The 23,092-nt window shown below is 62.2% G+C and carries 25 protein-coding genes; 12 read left to right on the plus strand and 13 right to left on the minus strand.

What is annotated here, in order from left to right:
- The first annotated feature begins 19 nt into the window (after positions 1–19).
- The 3 genes from DPV79_RS28235 to DPV79_RS43105 all read left to right on the plus strand — a co-directional run bounded on the left by DPV79_RS28235 (position 20) and on the right by DPV79_RS43105 (position 2,344).
- Entirely contained in the window at positions 20–1,102 is a 1,083-nt protein-coding gene (locus DPV79_RS28235) for an AraC family transcriptional regulator (RefSeq protein WP_113047035.1), read from the plus strand.
- Between the two features lie 97 nt (positions 1,103–1,199).
- On the plus strand, positions 1,200–1,745 hold the full coding sequence (locus DPV79_RS28240; RefSeq protein WP_165843582.1) for a hypothetical protein: 546 nt from the start codon (positions 1,200–1,202) through the stop codon (positions 1,743–1,745).
- A gap of 11 nt (positions 1,746–1,756) precedes the next feature.
- Complete coding sequence (locus tag DPV79_RS43105) at positions 1,757–2,344, plus strand: hypothetical protein (RefSeq protein ID WP_244321826.1); 588 nt, start codon at positions 1,757–1,759, stop codon at positions 2,342–2,344.
- A gap of 20 nt (positions 2,345–2,364) precedes the next feature.
- Here the strand turns inward: DPV79_RS43105 and DPV79_RS28250 are convergent, their stop codons facing one another.
- The 3 genes from DPV79_RS28250 to DPV79_RS28260 all read right to left on the minus strand — a co-directional run bounded on the left by DPV79_RS28250 (position 2,365) and on the right by DPV79_RS28260 (position 4,674).
- Positions 2,365–2,820 carry an aconitase X swivel domain-containing protein gene (locus DPV79_RS28250; RefSeq protein WP_113047037.1) on the minus strand — a complete coding sequence of 152 codons (456 nt, stop codon included), beginning with the start codon at positions 2,818–2,820 and terminating at the stop codon, positions 2,365–2,367.
- Positions 2,813–4,060 (minus strand): aconitase X, encoded by a 1,248-nt coding sequence (locus DPV79_RS28255; protein WP_113047038.1) that lies wholly within the window; start codon positions 4,058–4,060, stop codon positions 2,813–2,815. Before DPV79_RS28255 ends, DPV79_RS28250 begins: the two co-directional genes overlap by 8 nt.
- Positions 4,061–4,245: 185 nt before the next feature.
- Positions 4,246–4,674: a MarR family winged helix-turn-helix transcriptional regulator gene (locus tag DPV79_RS28260; protein ID WP_113047039.1), complete on the minus strand. Its 429-nt coding sequence runs from the start codon at positions 4,672–4,674 to the stop codon at positions 4,246–4,248.
- A gap of 91 nt (positions 4,675–4,765) precedes the next feature.
- Between DPV79_RS28260 and DPV79_RS28265 the strand changes: the two genes are divergently transcribed.
- From DPV79_RS28265 to DPV79_RS28285, 5 genes are all read left to right on the plus strand, one after another.
- The gene (locus tag DPV79_RS28265; protein WP_060065297.1) at positions 4,766–5,686 is read left to right on the plus strand and encodes a LysR family transcriptional regulator; all 921 of its coding nucleotides are present in this window, start codon (positions 4,766–4,768) and stop codon (positions 5,684–5,686) included.
- A 107-nt stretch (positions 5,687–5,793) separates the two neighbouring features.
- On the plus strand, positions 5,794–6,225 hold the full coding sequence (locus DPV79_RS28270; protein ID WP_113047040.1) for a MarR family winged helix-turn-helix transcriptional regulator: 432 nt from the start codon (positions 5,794–5,796) through the stop codon (positions 6,223–6,225).
- Positions 6,226–6,293: 68 nt separating this feature from the next.
- Complete coding sequence (locus DPV79_RS28275; RefSeq protein ID WP_059493614.1) at positions 6,294–7,388, plus strand: HlyD family secretion protein; 1,095 nt, start codon at positions 6,294–6,296, stop codon at positions 7,386–7,388.
- A gap of 13 nt (positions 7,389–7,401) precedes the next feature.
- Positions 7,402–8,976, plus strand: coding sequence for a DHA2 family efflux MFS transporter permease subunit (locus DPV79_RS28280; RefSeq protein WP_027790970.1), 1,575 nt, complete (start codon positions 7,402–7,404; stop codon positions 8,974–8,976).
- Positions 8,977–8,992: 16 nt separating this feature from the next.
- A complete protein-coding gene (locus tag DPV79_RS28285; RefSeq protein WP_060376294.1) occupies positions 8,993–10,429 on the plus strand; it encodes an efflux transporter outer membrane subunit in 1,437 nt (478 codons plus the stop codon).
- A gap of 50 nt (positions 10,430–10,479) precedes the next feature.
- Here DPV79_RS28285 and DPV79_RS28290 read toward each other — a convergent pair whose 3' ends face one another.
- From DPV79_RS28290 to DPV79_RS28315, 6 genes are all read right to left on the minus strand, one after another.
- A complete protein-coding gene (locus DPV79_RS28290) occupies positions 10,480–10,662 on the minus strand; it encodes a hypothetical protein (protein ID WP_113047041.1) in 183 nt (60 codons plus the stop codon).
- A gap of 7 nt (positions 10,663–10,669) precedes the next feature.
- Complete coding sequence (locus tag DPV79_RS28295; RefSeq protein WP_113047042.1) at positions 10,670–11,293, minus strand: LysE family transporter; 624 nt, start codon at positions 11,291–11,293, stop codon at positions 10,670–10,672.
- Between the two features lie 147 nt (positions 11,294–11,440).
- Complete coding sequence (gene yfcF / locus DPV79_RS28300; RefSeq protein ID WP_113047043.1) at positions 11,441–12,073, minus strand: glutathione transferase; 633 nt, start codon at positions 12,071–12,073, stop codon at positions 11,441–11,443.
- Between the two features lie 144 nt (positions 12,074–12,217).
- A complete protein-coding gene (locus DPV79_RS28305) occupies positions 12,218–12,628 on the minus strand; it encodes a TIGR02594 family protein (RefSeq protein WP_113047044.1) in 411 nt (136 codons plus the stop codon).
- Between the two features lie 319 nt (positions 12,629–12,947).
- Positions 12,948–13,172 (minus strand): hypothetical protein, encoded by a 225-nt coding sequence (locus DPV79_RS28310; protein ID WP_059684558.1) that lies wholly within the window; start codon positions 13,170–13,172, stop codon positions 12,948–12,950.
- A gap of 280 nt (positions 13,173–13,452) precedes the next feature.
- Positions 13,453–13,656 carry a cold-shock protein gene (locus tag DPV79_RS28315; RefSeq protein WP_027790965.1) on the minus strand — a complete coding sequence of 68 codons (204 nt, stop codon included), beginning with the start codon at positions 13,654–13,656 and terminating at the stop codon, positions 13,453–13,455.
- A 376-nt stretch (positions 13,657–14,032) separates the two neighbouring features.
- On the opposite strand from DPV79_RS28315, the gene DPV79_RS28320 reads away from it, so the two are divergent.
- From DPV79_RS28320 to DPV79_RS28330, 3 genes are all read left to right on the plus strand, one after another.
- The gene (locus DPV79_RS28320; protein WP_113047045.1) at positions 14,033–14,944 is read left to right on the plus strand and encodes a LysR substrate-binding domain-containing protein; all 912 of its coding nucleotides are present in this window, start codon (positions 14,033–14,035) and stop codon (positions 14,942–14,944) included.
- 132 nt (positions 14,945–15,076) lie between these two features.
- Positions 15,077–16,393: an MFS transporter gene (locus DPV79_RS28325; protein ID WP_111996911.1), complete on the plus strand. Its 1,317-nt coding sequence runs from the start codon at positions 15,077–15,079 to the stop codon at positions 16,391–16,393.
- Positions 16,394–16,406: 13 nt separating this feature from the next.
- The gene (locus tag DPV79_RS28330; RefSeq protein ID WP_113047046.1) at positions 16,407–17,648 is read left to right on the plus strand and encodes a metal-dependent hydrolase family protein; all 1,242 of its coding nucleotides are present in this window, start codon (positions 16,407–16,409) and stop codon (positions 17,646–17,648) included.
- 201 nt (positions 17,649–17,849) lie between these two features.
- Here the strand turns inward: DPV79_RS28330 and DPV79_RS28335 are convergent, their stop codons facing one another.
- Positions 17,850–18,146, minus strand: a complete 297-nt coding sequence (locus tag DPV79_RS28335; protein WP_113047047.1) for a hypothetical protein — start codon at positions 18,144–18,146, stop codon at positions 17,850–17,852.
- A 795-nt stretch (positions 18,147–18,941) separates the two neighbouring features.
- Here DPV79_RS28335 and DPV79_RS42270 point away from each other — a divergent pair.
- Positions 18,942–19,523, plus strand: coding sequence for a hypothetical protein (locus DPV79_RS42270; RefSeq protein WP_133295736.1), 582 nt, complete (start codon positions 18,942–18,944; stop codon positions 19,521–19,523).
- 377 nt (positions 19,524–19,900) lie between these two features.
- On the opposite strand, the gene DPV79_RS28340 is transcribed toward DPV79_RS42270, so the two are convergent.
- The 3 genes from DPV79_RS28340 to DPV79_RS28350 all read right to left on the minus strand — a co-directional run.
- Positions 19,901–21,697, minus strand: a complete 1,797-nt coding sequence (locus DPV79_RS28340; RefSeq protein ID WP_165843584.1) for a TIGR04141 family sporadically distributed protein — start codon at positions 21,695–21,697, stop codon at positions 19,901–19,903.
- 592 nt (positions 21,698–22,289) lie between these two features.
- Positions 22,290–22,595 carry a hypothetical protein gene (locus tag DPV79_RS28345; protein WP_113047049.1) on the minus strand — a complete coding sequence of 102 codons (306 nt, stop codon included), beginning with the start codon at positions 22,593–22,595 and terminating at the stop codon, positions 22,290–22,292.
- A 104-nt stretch (positions 22,596–22,699) separates the two neighbouring features.
- Positions 22,700–23,092, minus strand: a 393-nt coding sequence (locus tag DPV79_RS28350) for a methyl-accepting chemotaxis protein (RefSeq protein ID WP_230878342.1), incomplete at its 5' end; no start/stop codon positions are given.

Consider the following 23,092-nt stretch of genomic DNA (forward strand, 5'->3'; position numbering starts at 1 on the left):
GAGGGGGCAAACAGCCATAATGCTTGTCATTTCCGGCCAAACCGACATGACTTCCCCTCTCGCCAAGGACCGCCTCGGGCTGCGCCGGCCGACGATTCCGGTCGCCTACACGCGCCTGCTGCTGCAGGCGCTGGCCGCGCGCGGTGTCGACCTGGCCGCCGTGCGCGCCGGCACGGGCCTGCGCGATGCGGTGCTGGCCGAACCGGACGCGCGCGTCGCGCCGTCGCAATGGGGGCGGCTCGTGCTCAATGCGATCGAGATCGGCGGCGATCCGGGCATCGGGCTCGCGTTCGGGCTGCTGCTGAAGCCGACCGTGCACGGCTTTCTCGGCTACGCGACCCTGACCGCGCGGGACATCCGCGACGCGCTATCCGTCACGCAGCGCTACTTCCGGATGCGCAACCGCCAATATCGCCTGACCTATGAAGAAGACGAACGCGGCGCGACGCTCGAACTGCACGGCGTGCAGGCGAGCCCCGTGCTGCAGCATCACGTGATGTTCGAATTCGTGCTGACCGGGCTCGCGCAGAACATCTCGCAATGGGCCGGGCGCGCGTCGCCGTCGATCGCGCTGCAATTCACGTGGCCGGAGCCGCCCTATTTCGCACGCTATCGCGACCAGTTGCCGCCGGTCGAATTCGGCTGCGCGGCCAACGCGCTGTGGATCGCGCACGACGTGCTCGACTGGCCGCTGCCGCTCGCCGACGAAGTCGCGCATCGGCAGGCGCTCGTGCAGGTGGAGCGTGAGTATGCGCAGGTGCGCCAGGAGGAAGGCGATCTGGTCGAACGCGTGCGTGCGGAGCTGGCACGCAGAGCCGGCGATTACCCGGGGCCGGAGACGCTCGCCGATGCGCTGCTCGTGTCGACACGCACGCTGCGGCGCCGGCTCGAGGAAGCCGGGTCGAGCTATCGGCAGTTGCTCGACGAAGCGCGGTTTCGCGACGCGAAGCAGTTGCTCGCCGCGTCGGATCTCGACCTGAAGACGATCGCCGAGCGGCTGCAATTCACCGACCCGGCGAATTTCACGCGCGCGTTCAGGCGCTGGGCCGGGCAGACGCCGAGCGCCTATCGGGAGGCGGCTGCGGGCACGGCACGCGACTGACGCAGGGCCGCGACCGGCACGAGGTGCCGGCCCGTGATTTCATCGGTATGATCAATCCCACGCCCAAGCGGCGCCGACCGGCGCACTCTCCCGCCCCATGCCCAATCACACCACGCTGATCGAGTCGACGATCGACCGTATCGATACGAACCTCGTCCGGATCAAGGCCGACAGCAGTAAGGTGCCGCTTTATCGCCTGACGATGCGGAACGCCTGCTACTTCATCGCCGCCGACGATTTCGACGCGGAGGCATTCAAGCAGATCGATCGATTGAAGCCCGGGATGGCCGTGCGCGCATGCATCTTCGACGATCGCGGCCGTCACCGGATCGCGTGGCTCAGAAGCAGCGACCTGGCGATCGCACCCTACGATGCGCTCGGACAAAGGGACAGCAACCTGACGCTGCTCACATGGGCGTCGATCGTCTTCGTGCTGAGCCTGCTGATCGGTGCCGCCGTGTTCAGATCGGGCTGGGCGTTCGTCGGCGTCCTGGCCTTGCTCGCGAGCATCATCAGCCTGCTGGGCATCCTGCTCGCGACTGCGGGGCTGTCCGATCTGGTGTTCCGGCCTCAGCGTCGCGAGGCGCAGCAAAAGTGGCAATACGAACCCGCCGGGTTCACGACGGAACGGAGCAACGGATGACCGGCCGCACCATGCAAATCGCATCCGGCCGCGTGACGTCCGTCAGCCAGAAGACGATCACTACGCAGGTCTGGAGCAACAATCTCGGCTGGACGACGCAAGGCATCGAGGAGATCGCGCTGCAGCTCGACACGTTCGACGCGCCGCTCACGCTCGTGACCGGCGCCACGCGCAGCCTGTTCATCGTCGCGGGCGATCGGCTGGAGGTGGCATACGCCGAAGGCCCGGATCGCCCGGCCATCTACGGCATCCGCAACGCGACCGACGCCTCGGTGTATCTGGTTCGACCCGCGAAAGTCGCCGGGGCCCGCATCGATGTGTTCGCGACGCTATTCCTGCTGGTCGTCTTCGTCTTCATTCTCGGCATCATGTCCGCGGTGTCGCGCAGCCTCGACGGGATGCTCGACACGTTCGCGTGGTTCGCCGGGGGCGCGATCGGATTCTTCCTGCTGAGCACGATCCTGCGCACCGTGTTCGGCGTGATCGTCTGGCCCGAGATCCGGCGGCTCAGGCAGCCCGGCGGCAAGCGCGAGATGAACGCCGCAAGGCAGGTGCTGTCGCTCGCGAACGACGATACGCCGAACATCCGTTTTCTCTGACGCGATAAGCGCGCGACGCGTCAGCAGCCGACGACGATCCGCGCCCCGCCGTCACCCTCGCCCGCCTCGATCCGCACCTCGCCCGTCGCGGCGACGATCGCGTCGTACACGTCGTCGCTCACGCACACCACCGGCACCGCGATCGCATACAGCTCGGCCGCCACGATCGCGCCGATCGAGATGATCAGGTCGCGCTCCTTCAGCACGATCCCGACCGGCCCCGTGCCGTTGCGCACGGCTTCCGCGAGCACGCTGCTGCTCGAACTCGAGCCCTTCGCGTGCGGCATCACCATCACCTTGCCGGCGAGGCTCGCACCGGCCTGCGGATGCCCGCGATCGACGATCTTTCCCGCGCCCGAATCGTAGCCGCCCCAGAAACTGAGCGGCTTGTCGAGCACGAACGCGCGCGCGCATGCGCTGCCCGGCACGAGCGTGTCGCCCGTCAAGCCCTTGCCCATCGCCGTCGCTTCAGTCATCGAATCGCACCTTTCCTTCGAACGCCGACCGCACGCATTCGCGCATGCTGCCGTACGCGACCGTCACGCCGATGTTCGCGGGCGCATACGACGCCCATTTCCCCGAATTGGTCATCACCAGCCCCGACAGTTGCTTCATCACCGGCGTGATGTACGTGCAGGTGTCGACGACGATCTGAATGCCGCGCGCGGAGAATTTTTCCGCAAGGCCGGCCTCCTCCAGTTCCCACAAGATGAAGCGGCTCGTGTTCACGTAGAAATCGCAGGCCGGCTTGCCGTCGAACGCGTCGAGCAAGGTGCCGAGCGTGCGGAATTCGGCCAGCGAGAAATGCGGCGTGCCGAGCGCCACCGCGACGAGTGCATCGCCGGCCGCGCCGTGGTTCAGCGTGCGGCGAATCTCGTCGAGGTCGGCCATTGCGACATCGACCGTGCGTTGCGCCGCCTGCCCGTGCAACGCCGCGTCGAGCGTCGGCGCCTCGGGTGTGATGCCCACCGCATGGAACAGCGCGACGGCGCCGCTCGATGCGGCCGCCGCGCCCAGCGCCTTGAGTTCGTCTTCGGTGGTATCCGCCGGCAACCCGACGATCGCCGGCACGACCGCGCCCGCGATCCTGCCGATCAGCAGACCGAGCGCGGCGAAATAAATGTCGCGCGACGGCAGGCGGCTGAAGTCCGGCGCGTTGAACACGATCCGCGCGGCGCGATTCGCTTCGACATGCAGCCCCGCATACGGCGCGCGCCCGGTGATCGCGGCAGCCAGGTCGAGAAAATCGCCATACCGGCTCGTGCGCGCGCCGAGCACCGAGTTCGCGAACACGATCGCGTTCGATTCGGCCCACGCGATCTGCTCGCCTTTCGCGGGACGGTTCTTCAGTTGATACGGCGCGCACGTGAAGCTCGACTCGCAGCCGAGTTGCAGATGCGCGTCCATCAGGCGCTGCGCGTCGCGCTGGATCGTGCGGTCGCCGTGGTACAGCTCGGGATGGATCAGGTCGAGCGACCCGACGTTCAGCGTGGTCGGCACCGCGACCTTCGCGCCGGTGTCGACGAAATATTCGACGAAGTCGAGGCTCGTCCGGCCGTGGTAAAGGCAGCCGTCGATATGCGCGGACGTGATGTCGATCAGGTGCGGCGCGGACATCACCTGCGCCGTGCGTGCGACGATCCGCATCGCGCGCGCGACGCCATCGCCGTCATCCCCGCGCAGCATGGCGCTGTCGCGGTCACTCAACTGCAGCATCGGTTGCTCCTCTGACGCGTGCCGGCGGCGCCGGCCCGTGAAATCCGTCAGGGGACTCTACAACTGGAAATAAAAACTGTCCAGATCCACGCCGATCCGGACAGTTTAAAAAACCAATTTCAGCCTTACAGCATTACCGAAGTGGGCAATGGCTCGAATTTCGCTCCAGTTTGCCGCCGATTCGTCTACCGTTCCGCGGTCACGCTGAACAGCTCGTCGCGCAGCGCCTTCGCGCGGTCGCGTCCGAACTGCGTCTCGAATTCGTCCTGCGCGGCCTGCCACGCAACCAGCGCCCGCGCGAACGTGCGCTCGCCCGGCTTCGTGAGGCTCAACGCATGCGCACGCGCATCGTGCTCCGACGCGGCCGTCGCGACGAAGCCGTCGCGCTGCAGCGGCTTCAGCGCGCGCAGCAGCGTCGTGCGATCCATCACGAGGCTATCGGCGAGTTCGCTCATCAGCAGGCCGGGCCTGCGTGTCAGGTTCGACATGATCGAGAACTGGGCGGGCGTGACGCCAACCGGGGCCAGATGGCGTTCGTACAGTTGCGTGACGAAACGCGCCGCCTGACGCAGCGCGAGACAGTTGCACGCCTGGGAAATCGAGGTGTCGTTCATGTCTCGCAATTTATATGTGCATATGCATAAAGTCAATGTACACTCCGCCGTAACCAGGCCGGTGGCCGGCCCTCGCATCAAGGAGACGGACATGGACTACATCGACAAGCTGAGGATCTTCCGGTCGGTGGTGGAGCTGCGCAGCTTCACGCGCGCAGCCGACATGCTCGGCCTCGCCCGGCCCGTCGTGTCGCGCGCGGTCGCGGATCTCGAAGCGCGCTTCGGCAGCCGGCTGCTGCACCGGACCACGCGCCAGGTGTCGCTGACCGAAACCGCCGAGCGCATCTACGAGCGCTGCGCGGCCGTGCTGGACGAGCTCGACTCGCTCGAAGCGGAAGCGCAGGCGTCGACGCGCGAGCCCGAAGGCCTGTTGCGGCTCGTCGCGCACACGACGGCCGCGCTGAACCGGCTGGTGCCGCTGATCGCCGGCTTCAAGGCCGCGCACCCGAAGGTGCGCCTCGACGTGACGCTGACCGAGCGCCCGGTCGATCTCGTCGGCGAAGGCTACGACATCGGCATCGTCGTGCCGTACATGCTGACGAGCGAAACGACCGTCGTGCGGCTGGTCGAACGCATTCCGGTCGTGATCGTCGCGACACCCGCGTACCTGCGCGCGCATTCGCATCCCCAAGCGCCGGCCGATCTCGCCGACCATCCGTTCGTGCCGATGTCGCCGTCGCTGCGGCGGCCCGCCTTGTCGTTCCGCATCGACGGCGACACGCTGACCGTGCCGTTCCGCTTCGACATCTCGTCGAACAGCCCCGTCTTCAACCGCGAAATGGTGATGCACGACTTCGGCATCGGCGTCGTGCCGAAAACGCTCGTCGGGGCCGAACTCGCGTCCGGCGCGCTCGTGCAGCTGCTGCCGGACGCCGATCTCGTCGATGCCTTCGTCGAGATCAAGCTCGCGTACGCGAACCGCGCGCTGCTGCCTGCGAAGGTCAAGGCGTTCATCGACTACACGGCCGCCTACTGCGACCGCGAAGGCTGGATCGTTCCGGCCGCGGCCTGACCGGGCGCACGAACGCGCCTCGTTGCAGCCGATTGGTACAGCCACGACACCAATCTGATCCCGCCCCGCCCATCGCTTCACGCGATCCCGCGCCCTAACATGTGCACATGCACAAGACGACGCTCACCGATGACGATTGCTTCGCGGTCCGGCAAGCCGCCCGGCGAATCTCGCAGTTCTACGAGCGCTATCTGTCGCGCGCGGGCGTCACGCCATCGCAATACAGCATTCTCGCGCTGCTGCGCGACCAGCCCGGCCTGACGATGGCGACCTTGTCGAGCATGCTGGTGATCGAACGCACCGCGCTGCTGCGCGCGCTCAAGCCGCTCGTCGGCGCGGCGCTGGTGACGGGCCGGATCGAGCCGCCGTGCCGCGGCCAGACGTTCGCGCTCACCGCGCACGGCGAAACCAAGGTCGCCGACGCGCACGTGCACTGGCTCGCCGCGCAGGAAGCATTCGAGCGGTGTTTCGGGTCGGCGCAGGCGGCCCGCCTCAGAGACGAATTGTTCCGGATCACGCACAACCTGCCGGAACGCTGATTGACGACTTCCCCGACGGACGGCACGCCGTCTTTCGTTCTGATACGTGCATATACATAGGTGAATCGATGGAAACGACCCAAGCCGCTGCCGCGTCACGCGAAGCAGCCACAACCGACCAACCCGCGAAGCAACAGCGCCGCGTGCCGTGGATGCGCATCGCGGTGGGTGCCGTCGTCGTCGTCGTGGCCGCCGCCGCGCTCGACTGGCTGTTCGTGCTGCGCTTCCAGGAAAGCACCGACGATGCCTATGTCGGCGGCGACGTGACGGTGCTCGCGCCGAAGGTCAACGGCTTCGTCGACAAGATCCTCGTGACCGACAACCAGCGCGTGAAGGCCGGTGACGTGCTCGTGCAGCTCGATGCGCGCGACTACGACGCGAAGCTCGCGCAGGCCAGCGCCGAAGTCGACAGCGCGCGCTCCGCCGTGACCGAACTCGAGGCGAAGCAGCAACTGCAATATGCGGTGATCGGACAGCACGCAGCGGACAAGAACGCTTCGTCGGCCGAGCTGACACGCGCCGCATCGGATCGTGTGCGCTACCGCGAGCTCGTGAAATCCGACGCGGTGTCGAACCAGATCGTCGAACGCGCGGACGCCGATTATTCGAAGGCCGGCGCCGCCGTCGAACGCAGCGACGCCGCGCTGCTCGCGTCGAAGCGGCAGCTCGACGTGCTCGGCGCGCAGCTCGCCGACGCGCGGGCGCGCGTGAACACCGCGCTCGCCGCGCAGCGCGTCGCCGCGCTCAACGTCGAATACACGACGATCCGCTCGCCGGTCGACGGTTACGTCGGCAATCGCACGGGCCGCGTCGGGATGCTCGCGAACGTCGGCGTGCCGCTGCTGACGATCGTGCCGGCTTCCGGACTGTGGATCGACGCGAACTTCAAGGAAGACCAGCTGCGCAAGATGCACGCGGGCGATCGCGTCGACGTGTCGCTCGATGCGTCGAGCACGCGCCTGCACGGCCGCGTCGACAGCCTCGCGCCCGCGACCGGCGCGACCTTCAGCGTGCTGCCGCCCGAGAACGCGACCGGCAACTTCACGAAGATCGTCCAGCGCGTGCCCGTGCGCGTGCATCTCGATCCGCAGCCGGGCCTCGAGCACGTGCTGCGCCCCGGCCTGTCCGCGGTCGTGACCGTGCATACCGGCCGCGCGAGCTGAACGGGAGACGACGATGACCACCGCGTTTTCCGGCGACCCGGCGTCGCAACCGACGAAGCAGCGCGTTTTCGCCTTCGCGCTGATGTGCGTCGGCTTCTTCATGGCGACGCTCGACATCCAGATCGTCGCGTCGTCGCTGCGCGACATCGGCGGCGGCCTGTCCGCCAGCCAGGACGAATTGTCGTGGGTGCAGACGGCCTACCTGATCGCCGAGATCATCGTGATCCCGATGTCGGGCTGGCTGTCGAAGGTGATGTCGACGCGCTGGCTGTTCGTCGCGTCGGCCGTCGGCTTCACGATCACGAGCATGCTGTGCGGGCTCGCGTGGGACATCAACTCGATGATCCTGTTTCGCGGGCTGCAAGGCGCGCTCGGCGCCGCGATGATCCCGACCGTGTTCACCACCGCATTCGTGCTGTTCCCGGGCAGGCAGCGGCTGATCGCGTCGACGACCATCGGCGCGCTCGCGTCGCTCGCGCCGGCGATCGGCCCCGTGATCGGCGGCTGGATCACCGATCAATGGTCGTGGCACTGGCTGTTCTACCTGAACCTCGTACCGGGCATCGCGGTGGCCGCACTCGTGCCGCGCTACGTGCATATCGACGAACCCGACCTGAGCCTCATCAAGCGCGGCGACTACCTCGGCATCGTGCTGATGTCGGGTTTCCTCGGCTGCCTCGAATACGTGCTGGAGGAAGGCCCGCGCAAGAACTGGTTCGGCGACGATGCGATCGTGATCTGCGCGTGGATCTCCGGCATCTGCGGCTTCCTGTTCCTCGTGCATGCCCTGACCGCGAAAGATCCGATCGTCGACCTGCGCGCGCTCGCCGTGCGCAACTTCGGGATCGGCAGCCTGCTGTCGTTCGTGACCGGCATCGGGATCTTCGTGACCGTGTTCCTGACGCCGCTGTTTCTTGCACAGGTGCGCGCGTTCAGCTCGCTGCAGATCGGCATCGCGCTGCTGTCGGTCGGTGCGTTCCAGTTGGTCGCGCTCTGCGCGTATGCGTTCGCCGCGCGTTTCTTCAGCCTGCGTGCGCTGCTCGTGTTCGGGCTGATCTGTTTCGGCCTCGGCTGCTACCTGTACACGCCGATCACGCACGACTGGGGCTGGCGCGAATTGCTGCTGCCGCAGGCGCTGCGCGGCATCGGCCAGCAGTTCAGCGTGCCGCCGATCGTGACGATGGCGCTCGGCTCGCTGCCGCAGTCGCGGCTGAAATCGGCGAGCGGCCTGTTCAACCTGATGCGCAATCTCGGCGGCGCGATCGGCATCGCGGTGAGCGCGACGATGCTCAACGACCGGCTGAATTTTCACTACCTGCGGCTGAACGAGCACGTGAGCGCCGGCGAACCGCAGATCGCGTCGTTGCTCGATCGACAGGCGGCTTACTGGGGCTCGGTGGCCGGCAATACGCTGAATACCGCGCAGGCCGGGCTCGCGAACCTGCATCGGCTGATCTATCGAGAGGCGCTGACGCTCACTTATGCGGATGCGTATTACGTGCTGTCGCTGTGTTTCGTCGTCGCGCTGTTTGCCGTCGTGTTTTCCAAACCCATTACGTTGAACGCGCCGCCGCCGGACGCGCACTGAGGCCAGGGTCATCATCATGAAAAAGCTACTCGTCGCGCTGGCTGTCAGCGCATTCGCCGCCGGGTGCGCGGTGCAGCCCGCGCAGCATCCGGCGCTGTCCGAATCCGTCCAGACGCTCGCCCCCGCCGCATGGGATACCGACGTGCCGCGCGCGGACATCGACGCCGCCGCCTGGTGGGCGCAATTCCACGATCCCGTGCTCGACCGGCTGATCGCGGTTGTGCTCGACGGCAACCTCGATCTGCAGGCCGCGGCCGAACGCGTGAAGCAGGCGCAGGCGCTGACCGTGCAGAAGCGCGCGGTGCTGCTGCCCGAACTCGACGCGACCGCGCATGCGGCCGACGCACGCCAGAACACGCCACCGCCGCTCGGCTACGTGCGGCAGGCCGGCGCGGGGCTCGCGCTGAGCTGGTCGCCCGACGTATTCGGCGGCGAACGGCTCGACCTGCTCGCCGCGCAGGCGGAACTCGTCGGCCAGAAGCATGCGGAAGATGCGATGCGGCTCGCGCTCGCAGCGGATGCGGCGTCCGCGTATGTCGATCTGCGCTGGGCACAGCAGGAACTGAAGATCCTTCAGGACAACGCGAAGATCCGGCAGCATGCGCTCGAGCTCACGCGCAAGCGACAGGCGTTCGGGCTGTCGACGGAACTCGACGTCACGCGTGCGCAGAACCAGCTCGACGCGCTCGAAGCGCGGATTCCGCCGACGCAGGCGCAGATTTCGCATCAGCTCAATCTCATTGCCGTGTATTCGGGGCGCACGCCGGAATCTGTCGATCGGCTCGTGCTCGCGCAGGCCGGCGACATTCCCGCGCCGCCGGCTGGCGCGCCCGGTACGTTGCCTTCGCAGGCGTTGCTGCGGCGGCCCGATGTGCTGACTGCGTATGCGCAGGTCGAGCGGCGGGCGGCACAAGTCGGCGTGGCGAAGGCCGAGCGGTATCCGAAGTTTTCGTTGAACCTGACGGACGGGATTCTCGCGGCTTCCTATCTCGGGTTGCCGACGTTGACCGACAACCTGTTCAGCGCGGCGTTGAGCGCGACGAGCCCGATCTTCAATGCGGGGCGGATTACGGCCGATATCTCGCAGAGCGAAAGCCGGATGCGCGAGTCGGAACTCGGGTTACGGCAGACGATGCTGCAGGCGTTGCGGGAAGTCGAGGATGCACGTGCGAATCTCGTCAGCGCCGATGAGGCGACGCGGCGGCTCGATAGTGCGCTCGCTGCGTCGGACAAGGCGCTCGGGCTGGCGAATCAGCTCTACAAGGGTGGCGCGACGGATTTTCTGGATGTGCTGTCGGCGCAGGAGGTGTATCTGCGGGATTCGGATTCGCTCAACCAGGTCAGGCGCGAGCATGCGCTCGCGGCGGTCGCGCTTTATCGGTCGCTTGGGGGCGGGTGGAGCAGGAACGACGCGACGGGTGGGCCGACGGTGGAGGCGGTGGCGAAGAACTGAACGTGATCACGATACGACGCCGGCCTCGACACTTGCCGGCGTCCCGCTCGTCAACCGCACGACCCCAGACATTTGACCGACGACAACGCGATCAGGTAAACCGCCAGCCACGCAATGCCCAGCCCCGCGATGACGGTGACGATACGCGTGATGCGCTTGTGCCAGAACCGGATCGCGGCGAACACTCCGGCAGCCAGCAGGAGCCCGATGAGGATCGGGCCGAGCATGTTCATCGCAGCGTTACCGATCCAGCGCCAGCTTCGCGCCGAGCCCCAACAGGATCGTCCCCATCACCGCATCGATCGGCTTGCGCAGTCTCGCGTAACCCGTCTGCACGCGGTTCGTCGAGAACAGCACGGCCACCGTGCAGAACCATGTCAGCGATACGGCGACGACCACGGCCAGCGTCGCGCCATGCACCCATGCCGGCGCATGCGCGGGCAGCAGCGTGACGAACAGGCTGCCGAAGAACGCCGCGGCTTTCGGGTTGGTCAGGCCGACCAGCAGCCCTTTCCGGTATGCGTGCACGCCGCCGCGAACGATCGGCTGGCTTGCCGCTTCGGCCTGCCTTGCCGACTGGCGCAGGCCCGACAGCGTCCTGATGCCCAGGTAAATCAGGTAAGCCGCACCGGCGATGCGGATCACCTCGTACAGCCATGCGAGCTTCGCGACGATCAGCCCGAGCCCGAAAATCGCCATCGCCGCCCACACGGCATGCGACGACGCAATGCCCAACGCGGCCAGCAAACCCGCACGGCGATTGCCGAGCGCATGGGACGAAACAGCGATCAGGTCGGGGCCGGGGCTGACGCACGCCAGCAACATCACGCCGCCGACTGCGGCGAGTTGGGGAAGATAGCTCATGGCGGTTCGGGAGGATTCAGGTGAGGAGGAATGCCGGCTAACTCTAGCACGCCGATTTTGGTTGCATGCGGGACGATCTGAAACGCGGCGCGCCGGCAGCCGGCACACGTTTTTTCGTGCCGCTGCCGCGCGCCTTGCACCCGCGGATTACAGCGGCGGCCGCTTCAGCTTCACCCAGCGCTGCACCGACGGCCGCTCCCACTGCGCACGCGCATAGTCGGCGAGGCGCTGCGGCACCGGATCGTCATTCAGCACCAGACGGTTCAGCATCACCGCGAGGTCGACATCCGCGATACTCCACTCGCCGAACAGGTTTGCCGCACCCGGTGCGAGCAGCTTTTCGGCGGCCGCGAACAGCTTCTGCGCGGCAGCCTGCGCCAGGCTCGACAGCGGCTCGCTCGACGGCCCGTAGAACAGCACTTCGGTCGACCGTTCCGTGCGGATCGCCATCAGGTCGCTGCGCAGCCACGCCTGCACCTGTCGCGCCTGCGCGCGCTGGCGCGGATCGGCCGGATAGAGCCGTGTGCCCGGGAAAATCTCGTCGAGATACTCGGTGATCGCCGACGATTCCGACAGCGCGAAATCGTCGTGCACGAGCGTCGGTACGCGTTGCGTCAGCGACGTCGCCGCGTAGTCGGGTGCGAAATGCGCGCGGTTGCCGAGATCGACGGTCACCAGTTCGTAGGTCAGCCCTTTTTCCTCGAGGGCGACGAACACCGACATCGCGTAAGGGCTCGCGTATTGCGTATCCGCATAGAGACGGAGATTTCCGGTTTGCACTACAGGCTCCTTGTCAGGACGGAGATCGGCGACCGTGCGACGAGCGCGTCGGCGGGCTCCGCGTGGATCGATGCGGCGTGTGCGACGGATCAGCCGCCGCTTGAAAAGTGATGTTCGAAGTTTTGTTTGCGCCGCGGCGGTTGGTCAGACGGCGTGGGGCCAGCGGTAGCCGATCACTTCGTTCAACGGGTACGCGAGTTCGCGCACCTCTTCCAGTTGATTGCCGCCGAACAGATGTACGTGCTCGTCGTCGTGACGCAGGTAGAAACCGACATGCCCTTTCCAGCTCGCGGGATCGTCGCGCGTCAGGATCGCGATGCAGCCGTACACAGGGCGCTCCAGCGGCCGGCCCCATTCGAGCCACGAACGCGCGAGCGCGGAGCCCGTGCCGCGAATGCCGGCATGCGTCATGCACCAGTTGACGAACGACGAGCACCAGGAAATCTTGTCGTCGTAGCCGACCAGGTTCGTCTGGTTGTTGTATTCGACGATGCGCGGATTGACGCTGCCGGGCGGATCGCGGCGGATGCCGAGTTCCGCCATCGCGACGGGCATCCAGGGCGGGTGGGCGGTGTCCGGTTTGCTCTCGGGGTTGAATGGGGTCACGTCGTTCTCGGGCGAGTGTGATGTGCAATCAATCTTCGCACGAATGATGCGAGGCGACGAGCACCTGTACGCGTGGCCTCGCGTTGCACGGGCGCGTTCAAGTGCCTGCCGACCATGCTCGGCGACAGGCCAGCTTCGGAACCGGGAGAGCGTGGCGCGCCGATCGAATCAAAGCCTGACGAATCGATCGCGCGAGGGTTGGACACGCCTTGTCGTGCGCGCCCGGGTGACTCATCTGCGTGGGGTGTCGGGTACCGCGGCGTTACCTTTAACCGCGTGTGTCGATCCAGCGACGTGCCCAGCGGGCCGAGTGCCGCAGTGCCTGCGCTTCGCTTGCGAAGTAATCGAGCGAATAGAACTGGTAGCGGCCTTCCGCGGGTGTGCTGTCGGTACGTTCGAGCACCAGGTTGGATGAAAAACTACCGTCGGGCAAACGATGCGCCGAGGGTTGGACGGCATAGCCGTTGTATTGTTGAATTTGTTTGTTTTGCATTTTTAATTTTAATCATGTTCGAGTGCGCGCATGCCGTGCGCAATATGCACGGACGCGCCGATTCAAAGCCATTGCGAGCTGAATCTGAAGCTTTCGGAAAGCGAAAGTGAGGCGTTGCTGCCGGAGGGGGGAATGAAGTGCAACGAGGCGTGTGGCGCTTGGCGAGCTGCTGAATGAACAGATGCAGCTAAGAGCAATCGCGCCAACTTCAGGAGACGAAGCTCCGTGGGGGTGTCGCTGCGACCCGGCGTCCGTCGTGGGAGGCCGGGCCCTTCAAACTTTACAGCGGCGTGATGTTGGCCGCTTGCAGACCCTTCGGGCCCTGCTTCGTTTCGAAGCTCACTTTCTGGTTTTCAGCCAGCGTCTTGAAGCCGTCGGCACGAATTTCGGAGAAGTGGGCGAACAGGTCGTCACCGCCGTTATCCGGCGTGATGAAACCAAAACCCTTGCTGTCGTTGAACCACTTGACGATACCGGTATCCATGAAGATTCCTTGAGAAAAAAATAGAGAGATTTGCGCCGTTGAAGAGCGCGTGAAGCGTCAAGGAGGGAGAGGACAACGAATACCGCTGTGGAGAGCGAGCAATTGATGAACAGCAATCGGACTTCTTGGACTTCGATGCGTACACTAACCGCCGGGCCGGCGCGCGTCAACTGCTAACTTGTAACTGTTTTACCTCACGGTCCGCTTTTCGGGCGAATCGATGTGGCCCCAACCGGCTGCGCGCCTTACCCGGCCGGGCGCGCGTTGCGCACAATCTCCGGACGAATACGCCGATCGGCAACACCCTTCTCGCCTTGTGATCTCCGTTCGCTCAGTCCGTATCATGTCGGCAGCCCCCTTCGACTACCAGCCTGCCATGCGCATCACGCCTCTTCCGCCTCTACAGTGCCTCGTCGCGTTCGAAGCCGCCGTGCGACATGCGAGCGTCACGAAAGCCGCCGCCGAACTGCACCTGACCCAAAGCGCGATCAGCCGTCAGATTCAACAACTGGAAGAATTCCTCGGCCGCTCGCTGTTCGTCCGCGAGCATCGCTCGCTGCGGCTGACGATCGCCGGCGAGCAATACGCAGCGCAGGTCCACCATCTGCTCACCCAATGCGCGGAAGCCACGCACGACGTGATGAAACCGTACGGCGATCTCGAGCTGACGATCGCGTGCTCGTCCGGCGTTGCGGTGCTTTGGCTGACGCCGCGGCTGCCAGACTTTCGCACCGCGTATCCGAACGTCAAGCTGCGCCTGATCGTGCGCGACGGCCTTGCGTCGATGTCGCCGGCGGAATTCGACGTCGGCGTCTACTACGTGCGCCAGCAGGCACCGGCCGAATACACCGCGCGCAAGCTCTTCGACGAGGAAGTGTTTCCCGTCTGCGCGCCGGGTTATCTGGCCGGCCGCACGCTGAACGCGGCCGACCTAGCGAACGAAACGCTGCTGCGCCTCGAAGACGGGCAGCGTCAATGGATGTCGTGGTCCGAATGGTTCGACATCAACGACGTCGACCGGCAGAAGGCGCAGCCGCAGGACATCGCGATCAACGCCTATCCGCAGATCGTGCAGATGACGATTCTCGGTCAGGGCGTATCGCTCGGCTGGCGTTACATGATCGACGCATGCATCGAAGCCGGCCTCCTCGTGCGCGTGACGGAAGCGTCCGCGAGCCACGGCGGCGGCTATTACGTGATCTCGCCGAACGACCGCGCGCAGAACCAGGCCGCCCGCCTGTTCACCCGCTGGCTGTTCGACCAGGCGGAGCAGCAGACCGCGCCCTGAATGCTCCGGGCGCGACGCATGCGTGCCGCGCATGCAGGCATGCGAATCTTTCGTTTCAGAAACAATTGCGGCGGTCCTTAGCATGGGATTCACGCGGGGCAGCCGCCCCGTCTTCTGACCAAGGAAGAGACCATGCAAGGAACGCTTTCCCCACGCGCCGCGCCCGCCGTCGATGCGGCGGTGCAACAGCGCCGCCGCGCCATCGTCGCGACCGTGATCGGCAACGGCCTCGAATGGTTCGACTTCACCGTCTACAGCTTCTTCGCGGTGATCATCGCGAAGCTGTTCTTCCCGACCGGCAACGAACTGACGTCCGTGCTGCTCACCGTCGCGACGTTCGGCGTGGGCTTCTTCATGCGGCCGGTGGGGGGCATCGTGCTCGGCGTCTATGCCGACAAGGTCGGACGCAAGGCCGCGCTGTCGCTCACGATCCTGCTGATGGCGGGCGGCACCGCGCTGATCGGAATCGCGCCGACCTACGAACAGGCCGGCATCGCCGCGCCGCTGATGATCGTCGTCGCGCGGCTGCTGCAAGGCTTCTCGGCCGGCGGCGAGATGGGCGGCGCCACCGCGTTCCTCACCGAATATGCGCCGCCGGAGAAGCGCGCGTATTACTCGAGCTGGATCCAGTCGAGCATCGGCTTCGCGGTGCTGCTCGGTGCGGCGACCGGCACGTTCGTCACGACGTCGCTCGACACGCAGGCGCTGCATAGCTGGGGCTGGCGGCTGCCGTTCCTGCTCGGGATCATCGTCGGGCCGGTCGGCTACTTCATTCGCAGCCATCTCGACGAGACGCCCGCGTTCAGCGCCGTCGAATCGCAGGCGAAGGAAAGCTCGCCGCTGAAAGAAGTGCTGCGCACGTATCCGCGCGAGACGTTCGCGAGTTTCTCGATGGTCATCCTGTGGACCGTCTGCACCTACGTGCTGCTGTTCTACATGCCGACCTATTCCGTGCGCACGCTGCATCTGCCGCAATCGACCGGCTTCACGGCCGGCATGGTCGGCGGGCTGATGATCATGTGCTGCTCGCCGATCGTCGGGCGCCTCGCCGACGCGTGGGGACGACGCGTGTTCCTGTCCGGCGCGGCGCTCGCGATCCTCGTGCTCGCGTGGCCGATGTTCTCGTGGATCAACCATGCGCCCGGGTTCGCGTCGCTGATCGTGTTCCAGGCCGTGTTCGGCGTGCTGATCGCGGCCTATACGGGGCCGATCCTCGCGGCGTTCGCGGAGCTGTTTCCGACCAAGGTGCTGTCGACCGGGTTATCCGTTGCGTACAACTTCGCGGTGACGATCTTCGGCGGCTTCGCGCCGTTCCTGATCACGTGGCTCATCGCCCGCACCGGCAGCAACATGGCGCCCGCGTTCTACGTGATGCTCGCGGCGGCCGTCAGTTTCGTCGGCACGCGCTTCGTGAAGGATGCGAAGCGCGCGGCCGCAACGACTCGATAAGGATAGTTCTCCCATGACCATTACCGTGCTTCAAGGCGGCAACGTGCTCGACCTCGAACGAGGCGTGTTGCTCGAACATCATCATGTCGTGATCGAAGGCGAGCGGATCGTCGAAGTCACCGATCGACCGGTGGATTTGCCGAACACGCAGGTGATCGACGTGCGCGGCAAGACCGTGATGCCGGGGTTCATCGATTGCCATGTGCACGTGCTGGCGTCGAGTGCGAACCTGGGTGCGAATGCGACGCAGCCGAATATTCTCGCGGCGATTCGGTCGCTGCCGATTCTCGATGCGATGTTGTCGCGGGGGTTTACCAGTGTGCGGGATGCGGGGGGCGCGGATTGGAGTTTGATGCAGGCCGTTGAGACGGGGCTGGTTGCGGGGCCGCGGATTTTTCCGTCGGGGAAGGCGTTGTCTCAGACGGGCGGGCATGGGGATTTCCGGCCTCGGGGGGATTTGCTGGAGCCTTGCTCCTGCTGTTTCAGGACGGGGGCGATTGCGCGAGTCGTCGACGGCGTCGAAGGGGTGCGGCTCGCCGTGCGTGAGGAGATTCAGAAAGGCGCGACGCAGATCAAGATCATGGCGTCGGGTGGTGTGGCCTCGCCGACCGATCCGATTGCGAACACGCAGTATTCGGAGGACGAGATTCGGGCGATTGTTGATGAGGCTGAAGCCGCGAATACTTATGTGATGGCGCATGCGTATACGGGGCGGGCGATTGCGCGGGCTGTGAGATGCGGCGTGCGGACGATCGAGCATGGGAATCTCGTGGATGAAGCAGCTGCGATGCTCATGCATGAGCGGGGGGCGTTTGTGGTGCCTACGCTGGTGACTTATGACGCGTTGGCGAAACATGGGGCTGAGTTTGGGATGCCTGCCGACTCGGTGGCGAAAGTCGCTTCCGTGCAGCAGAAAGGACGCGAGTCGCTTGAGATCTATGCAAAGGCAGGTGTGAAGATGGGGTTCGGGTCGGACCTGCTCGGCGAGATGCACGCGTTTCAGTCTGGGGAGTTTCGGATTCGGGCGGAAGTACTTGGGAATCTGGAAGCGCTTAGGTCGGCGACGACGGTGGCGGCGGAGATTGTGAATATGACGGGGGAGCTTGGGGTGGTTGCGGTAGGGGCGATCGCCGATCTCGTCGTGCTGGATGGGAATCCGCTTGAGGATATCGGGGTGGTGGCCGATGAAGGTGCGCGGATCGAGTACGTGTTGCAGCGCGGGACGGTTGTGAAGCGGGGTGTCGGCGGGCGGTGATGTGAAGCCCTGGCGGCTGTTTAGGCAGGCGCGGTGCAGCCTCACGGGCCTTGCGGTCGTGACAGTTGTTGAAAGTCGCTTTGGGTGCGAGTCGCGGCGTTTGCGGCAATGGCCGGGGCGGTGCCGCCCCGGCTTTCAATCGCGTTCCGGAAACGCTTGCGCTCCACTAGTTAGAGCCGCAGCAAGCGGCCCTTCCCGGCGTTAGAGCGGCGATGGCCCCCGGTCAGGATCGTGGTACGGCTGCTCTCGCAGCGCCAACTGGCTGTAGTCCGGCGTGATCGTGATCTGCCGCGTCACGTAGTTGGTGTTCAGGTATACGCGGTCGCCAGGCTTGAATCCGAAGATCTTCAAATCAATGTCGATCGCCTTCATCCACGGCCGGTACGGCCAGCCTCGCTTGGGAAGGTCCGGGTAGTTGCGCAGGACCAGCTCAAACGTCTTCTGCATGTTGACGGGTTTGTTCTTTCTACGACGTGGCTTAGTATTGGCGTCAGCCATTTCCGACTCCTGTGATGAGTTGGTGGTGGTCAGCGGGTCGTATGGGTTGCCGCCCATGCGGCCCGCGCTTCTTTGGTCCCTCGAGTTTCCCCTTCTTTCTCCCCTCTTCGCTGGGTCTTGTTGGGCAAGACGGCTTTCGTTCGACCATCGGGCGGAGGGGACTTCGGTCAACTTCCGATGGCGAGAAGCAAGGCTTCATGACCAGTGTAGTCGGGTTGGCATCTCAGAAATCGGAAAATGAGAGGATTGGCCGTTAGCTATAGGGCGTACGCTTTGCCCTACATGTCATCGAATTGTCCATACCCGGAAAATTCGCCTGGAACTTGAGGATATCCGGCACCTTATGGCACAAATGAAGTCGGAAACTGCCCAGGACGAGTGACCGCGGTCAGTCTTTTTGCAACTCGATAGACGTCACAGGCGAAGATCTCCATGGCGGATGCCGCCCGATGCGTTCGGCTGCAGCCGATCCTGAACGGTCAGCTAATCAGGGATCTGTCTGATGGCTGCTTCCGCGTCGGATCGGTCGTACAGAACGCGGCGGCTAAATGGAGGTATTATTTGACCCGAGGTTACCTGCCTAATTGATTCCGACAAGACCGCCGCCGTAATGGATGCGGCCATTGTGCAGATTGTACGCACAATGCACCGGACAATTTCCCGTTGATCAAAACCCCCCATAGCAAACAAAGAATGCACTCAAAATACTTTATTATGCACGAAATATAATATTGACGCCTATGGGCTGCGCAACTCACGATTCCATCCGACAGATCCTACTCGACAAGTTACAAAGTGAACAAAAAAATTAAGCTCGGCGTTATCATCACAATGATATTTTCCGCGATGAGCTACATTTCCAGCACTGTAGATTTTGTTGGCAAAATTCAAAGTATTTTTTCGAATACAACAATAGATTCACATTTCCTTGGTCGATGGACTACTCAGTGGGAATACAATCCAATCGATCATGTAAGCCTCGGTTTTCGAGGTACCAGCGAGTACTTTAAAAACGGAAGATATAACACCAGCGGGATCATGACACTTATCGCCCGAGATAATTCACCCGATCCTGTTCGAGTGGAATACTTGGCAAGTTGGGCTGGAACCTGGTCCGTGGTAGATAAAAGTATCACGACGACCATGGACGAGATGAAAACTACTCCCTCGACGATCGTATTCGGGGCAAATAAATTTTCGGCCAATGAGATCATGCAGGTCCTAGGCGGGAATGTACATTTGCCTAACCTATCAAATCTCTATCCCAACGGCGCAACTGCATACGCGACCATTGTTTCAGTATCCGATCGTGCCTTCTTACTGACAGAAGATGCCGGCCATAAGCAAAAATTCACAATTTTTGGAGAACGTGACTAAGGCGAGTACGAAATGGGGCGATCCTATACCCGTTTTGGGTTGCGCAAGCAATGCGGCGGATCAGTGGTGAATGATTGTTTGAGCAAAGAAGATAGCCGACTGTAGCCCAACGGCAACCCAGTTCTGGAAGCCGACGTCGAGCCGACCGCATCCAGCAAAAATCGCACCCTCGCCATCTGTCAGGCGATCAGAAGTTCAACGGTAAGTAGTAGGGTGATCCAAAAATCAAATCTCGCTTTGAAGGGCCCTCAAGTCGGCCAACGCAACCGCAAAGCTCGTATTTATTCGAGGCCGCTCCGCCCTAGTGCAAAATGAAGAGAATCACCCGCTCCAACGGGTGATTTCCAATAGCATCGCAATAAGCGAGCAAAAAGCTCTCACGGTTTCCCCGCTCGTTTAGCCCGCCGAACCGCGGACTTCACCGCAACTCCGCCACCTGCCTGCTTTTTATCCTTTCGCTTTCTCGCCTCTGCGAGAAATTTCGCGGATTCCGGTATATGTAGAAGACTTACAGTGAATCCAAAGTTTTGTAGCGCTCGTCCACACACCCTAAGATTAACTTTGCTAAAGAATGGAAGATCCAGTTTCGCTCCGAACGGTCCATCAATAATCGCAAAAACCACCTCATAACGACTACCGACCGGTTTAGCAGGGAATTTCACGAAATTCTGCTTGACAAGTTGCTTATTAACCTCCGCAACGAAACCAGGCTCGCTTACCAACAGAGTCGACGACACGAGTCCTTGTGCAAAAAGATGACTCAACGTCGCAGAACTCCGGCCTCGCTTGACATGTATAAGGCGATTTTTCTCCCCACTCGACGAACCGACCGCATACAGATCACACACCTCAATCTTGCTAGATTTCCCGCCAAAAGAAATCAATTTACGATCAAGCATTGCATACTTGCGAGGAAGATTAGCTGCGACCGCCTCGTTGTATTTTCCCTCGCCATCATGATCATACTCTACAAACGGCGCGACAAAATCGCGCCTAATAATATTTTTGAAATACCCCTCCACCAAATTCTTAAAAGAAGACTCTACTCGATACCAGCTACCCGCATTCAAAATATAGAGCTCTTTATTATATTTTATCTCGGCGTACAGGCACTTATAAGCATAATATACTTTTGGAGGCACACCTGACGACAACACCATATAAATCGGGCGATAGCGCAACGTCTCCATAGTAGCATTCGATCGCAACGATTTTTTAAGATCCCGAATATCGAGTGCCGCATGGATCGACGACTCCAACTCCGCGCGCGTGTAACAGAACCCAGTAACATCCTCCCAGTTGATAATTTCCGGGATGGCCAACCACATAGTTGAAAAATCCTCAGCCTCGAATAATTTCCAGAGTTCCCCATTGAGTTCATCTAAAATATCCGGCCGTTCCACCACCTCCAGATTGTCCACCCACGCAAACGCCCCTGCTTGTCCGTTATCTATTTTTTGATAATCTCTAGCCAAAGATCTTTTAAGTGCAACCTCAAGAAACTTCTCCAATTGCGGGAGATCTATACCAACACTCGCCTTAAGAGAATCCATCCCAGCCAAAACTTCCCCGAGATCCTCTTTATATTTATCCAGGGTAAATCCAACCAGTCCGCGCAACAAATCTTGTTGCTCATTAATTCCATACTCCGCAACAGAAGTCGCACGCAATGCTTGCGTTCTGCTGATTCTCGGCGTTGCCTCAAATGTCTGGCGGTCGAGAGACGCAATTTTATCTGGCGATATACTATTAAGCGCCACCCTAATTCCAAATCGGGTTTCAACACATTCCAAATCCAACATATATCGACCATGGCCAAATGCAATTGCAAATTGCCTTCCCTTGACAGTCGTCACGAGGAGAGCCGATACACTTTTATTCTTCAACCCGTCAAGTCTGCTCAGTCGATTTAATTGGGGAGAGACAAAACCAACCCATTCCGGAGTTGATTCTGTCAAAGGCTTTCTCACATACAATGTTCCGAACTTGCCCTTAGCTCCGAGCGAGTACTCATCCACGTCGATTTGCTTCGGCTTTCCATCTCGGTCCAGTGGTTTTGCAAGAAATTCGCGTTCGGACCAAAACTTCCCGGATGCACTTCCGCCCGGCTTCTTGAGCAAAAATGTATTTAACGATATCTTCTTGTGCTTCTTTTCTTCGTCTCGCGTCGCCAACTCACACCCCCGATTATCGATTCTTTTCGACGTTCTACGTCACCACACTCCAACAGAATTTACCAAAAATATCAAGAAAATTCTCGTAACGACATGGCAAAAAAACTACATTCGAATGATATGTGCGAAGCACACAAAATACGAATTCATCAAGTGCAAGGAACTTAATAAAGCGATTTATTCTATTGAACAACATCACTCATCATTGCCCGCGCTTCAGATACGAGCCGCGCATAGTTCACCTGAACAAACTTATCGTCTCTCCTCGGCTGCCGGTCCGCGCCCAACCAGTCCCAATCCCCGGCGTCTTCACCTCCCGCCAGAGAACATAAACTCTCGCCCTCGCTTAATGGAGATAACCAAGGTATTCGGCCGCTCCGCCACCCGATCCGGACTTTCCCCGAGCCACCCCCTTCAGGACCGCATGAGTCCGCCGCCGCTTCACCGGTAACTCGGCAAGCCGAAACGCCGCTGCATCATCAGTGAACACGGACGTATAAAAGGGCACGCTATCGAAGATAACGGCAGCATCATCCGTGGACTTGATCCCAGTATCCGTCCTCTTTGCCCAAGTCTCCAAAAGAGGAACAGTCTAATTAGGCAGATCCACTTTCCAGTCATTCAACATCAAGAACGGCCCCTCACGCCCGAGCGTCATCCCGTCATCGAAAGCAATGCTTTTCACATTACCGACTGCCTTCGCCGAAAACCCCTTCGCCTTGACCGTCCCGACTAGCGTAACCAGCCTTGCATTCATCTCGGCCGTATATTCCTTGTTCAGATCCACCCGATCCGCCGTTTTGGCCGCGCCAGCCTCCGCCGCGACCTTCTTGCGATACCAGAATAAGACTCGGTCGGCTGTCACCGCCTCAACCTTCAATCCGGAAATGCGTTTCATTTCTATAAATGCAGCCAAATCCGGCGCCAACAAGCGAAAACGGCCGCCGTGACCCCACGGCAGCCGCCCTCAGAAACACCCAATCCCAACCCCCAAATCAACCCTTACTCATCCACCTTAAAAGCCGAAACCAGCTTGGTCAATTCCGCCGCCTGCTGCTTCAAACTCTCCGCTGCCGCCGCGCTTTCCTCGACCAAAGCCGCGTTCTGCTGCGTCATCTGATCGAGCGACTGCACCGCATCCCCGATCTGATCGATCCCGGCACTCTGCTCCAGGCTAGCCTCGGCAATCTCGCTCATCATCGCGCTAACGCCTTGAACCTGCGACACAACATCACTCATCACCTTCCCCGCCTCACTCACCAGCCGCGACCCGGCACCCACCGTCCCCGCGCTATGCTCGATCAGCGATTTGATCTCCTTCGCCGCCTGCGCACTACGCTGCGCCAGATTCCGCACTTCCGAAGCAACAACAGCAAACCCACGCCCCTGCTCCCC

The organism is Burkholderia reimsis (assembly GCF_003294055.1).
GTDB classification, from domain to species: domain Bacteria; phylum Pseudomonadota; class Gammaproteobacteria; order Burkholderiales; family Burkholderiaceae; genus Burkholderia; species Burkholderia cepacia.

Bases quoted from the DNA above. Each gene is read 5' to 3' on its own strand.
- DPV79_RS28305 (WP_113047044.1), bottom strand. From the start codon at position 12,628: ATGCCCGTCGCGATGGCGGAACTCGGCATCCGCCGCGATCCGCCCGGC.
- DPV79_RS28320 (WP_113047045.1), top strand. From the start codon at position 14,033: ATGCGCATCACGCCTCTTCCGCCTCTACAGTGCCTCGTCGCGTTCGAA.
- DPV79_RS28265 (WP_060065297.1), top strand. From the start codon at position 4,766: ATGGACTACATCGACAAGCTGAGGATCTTCCGGTCGGTGGTGGAGCTG.
- DPV79_RS28235 (WP_113047035.1), top strand. From the start codon at position 20: ATGCTTGTCATTTCCGGCCAAACCGACATGACTTCCCCTCTCGCCAAG.
- DPV79_RS28310 (WP_059684558.1), bottom strand. From the start codon at position 13,172: ATGCAAAACAAACAAATTCAACAATACAACGGCTATGCCGTCCAACCC.
- DPV79_RS28335 (WP_113047047.1), bottom strand. From the start codon at position 18,146: ATGGCTGACGCCAATACTAAGCCACGTCGTAGAAAGAACAAACCCGTC.
- DPV79_RS28280 (WP_027790970.1), top strand. From the start codon at position 7,402: ATGACCACCGCGTTTTCCGGCGACCCGGCGTCGCAACCGACGAAGCAG.
- DPV79_RS28285 (WP_060376294.1), top strand. From the start codon at position 8,993: ATGAAAAAGCTACTCGTCGCGCTGGCTGTCAGCGCATTCGCCGCCGGG.
- DPV79_RS28250 (WP_113047037.1), bottom strand. From the start codon at position 2,820: ATGACTGAAGCGACGGCGATGGGCAAGGGCTTGACGGGCGACACGCTC.
- DPV79_RS28330 (WP_113047046.1), top strand. From the start codon at position 16,407: ATGACCATTACCGTGCTTCAAGGCGGCAACGTGCTCGACCTCGAACGA.
- DPV79_RS28275 (WP_059493614.1), top strand. From the start codon at position 6,294: ATGGAAACGACCCAAGCCGCTGCCGCGTCACGCGAAGCAGCCACAACC.
- DPV79_RS28295 (WP_113047042.1), bottom strand. From the start codon at position 11,293: ATGAGCTATCTTCCCCAACTCGCCGCAGTCGGCGGCGTGATGTTGCTG.
- DPV79_RS28345 (WP_113047049.1), bottom strand. From the start codon at position 22,595: ATGAAACGCATTTCCGGATTGAAGGTTGAGGCGGTGACAGCCGACCGA.
- DPV79_RS28260 (WP_113047039.1), bottom strand. From the start codon at position 4,674: ATGAACGACACCTCGATTTCCCAGGCGTGCAACTGTCTCGCGCTGCGT.
- DPV79_RS28325 (WP_111996911.1), top strand. From the start codon at position 15,077: ATGCAAGGAACGCTTTCCCCACGCGCCGCGCCCGCCGTCGATGCGGCG.
- DPV79_RS28290 (WP_113047041.1), bottom strand. From the start codon at position 10,662: ATGAACATGCTCGGCCCGATCCTCATCGGGCTCCTGCTGGCTGCCGGA.
- DPV79_RS28315 (WP_027790965.1), bottom strand. From the start codon at position 13,656: ATGGATACCGGTATCGTCAAGTGGTTCAACGACAGCAAGGGTTTTGGT.
- DPV79_RS28270 (WP_113047040.1), top strand. From the start codon at position 5,794: ATGCACAAGACGACGCTCACCGATGACGATTGCTTCGCGGTCCGGCAA.
- DPV79_RS28255 (WP_113047038.1), bottom strand. From the start codon at position 4,060: ATGCTGCAGTTGAGTGACCGCGACAGCGCCATGCTGCGCGGGGATGAC.
- DPV79_RS28240 (WP_165843582.1), top strand. From the start codon at position 1,200: ATGCCCAATCACACCACGCTGATCGAGTCGACGATCGACCGTATCGAT.
- DPV79_RS43105 (WP_244321826.1), top strand. From the start codon at position 1,757: ATGCAAATCGCATCCGGCCGCGTGACGTCCGTCAGCCAGAAGACGATC.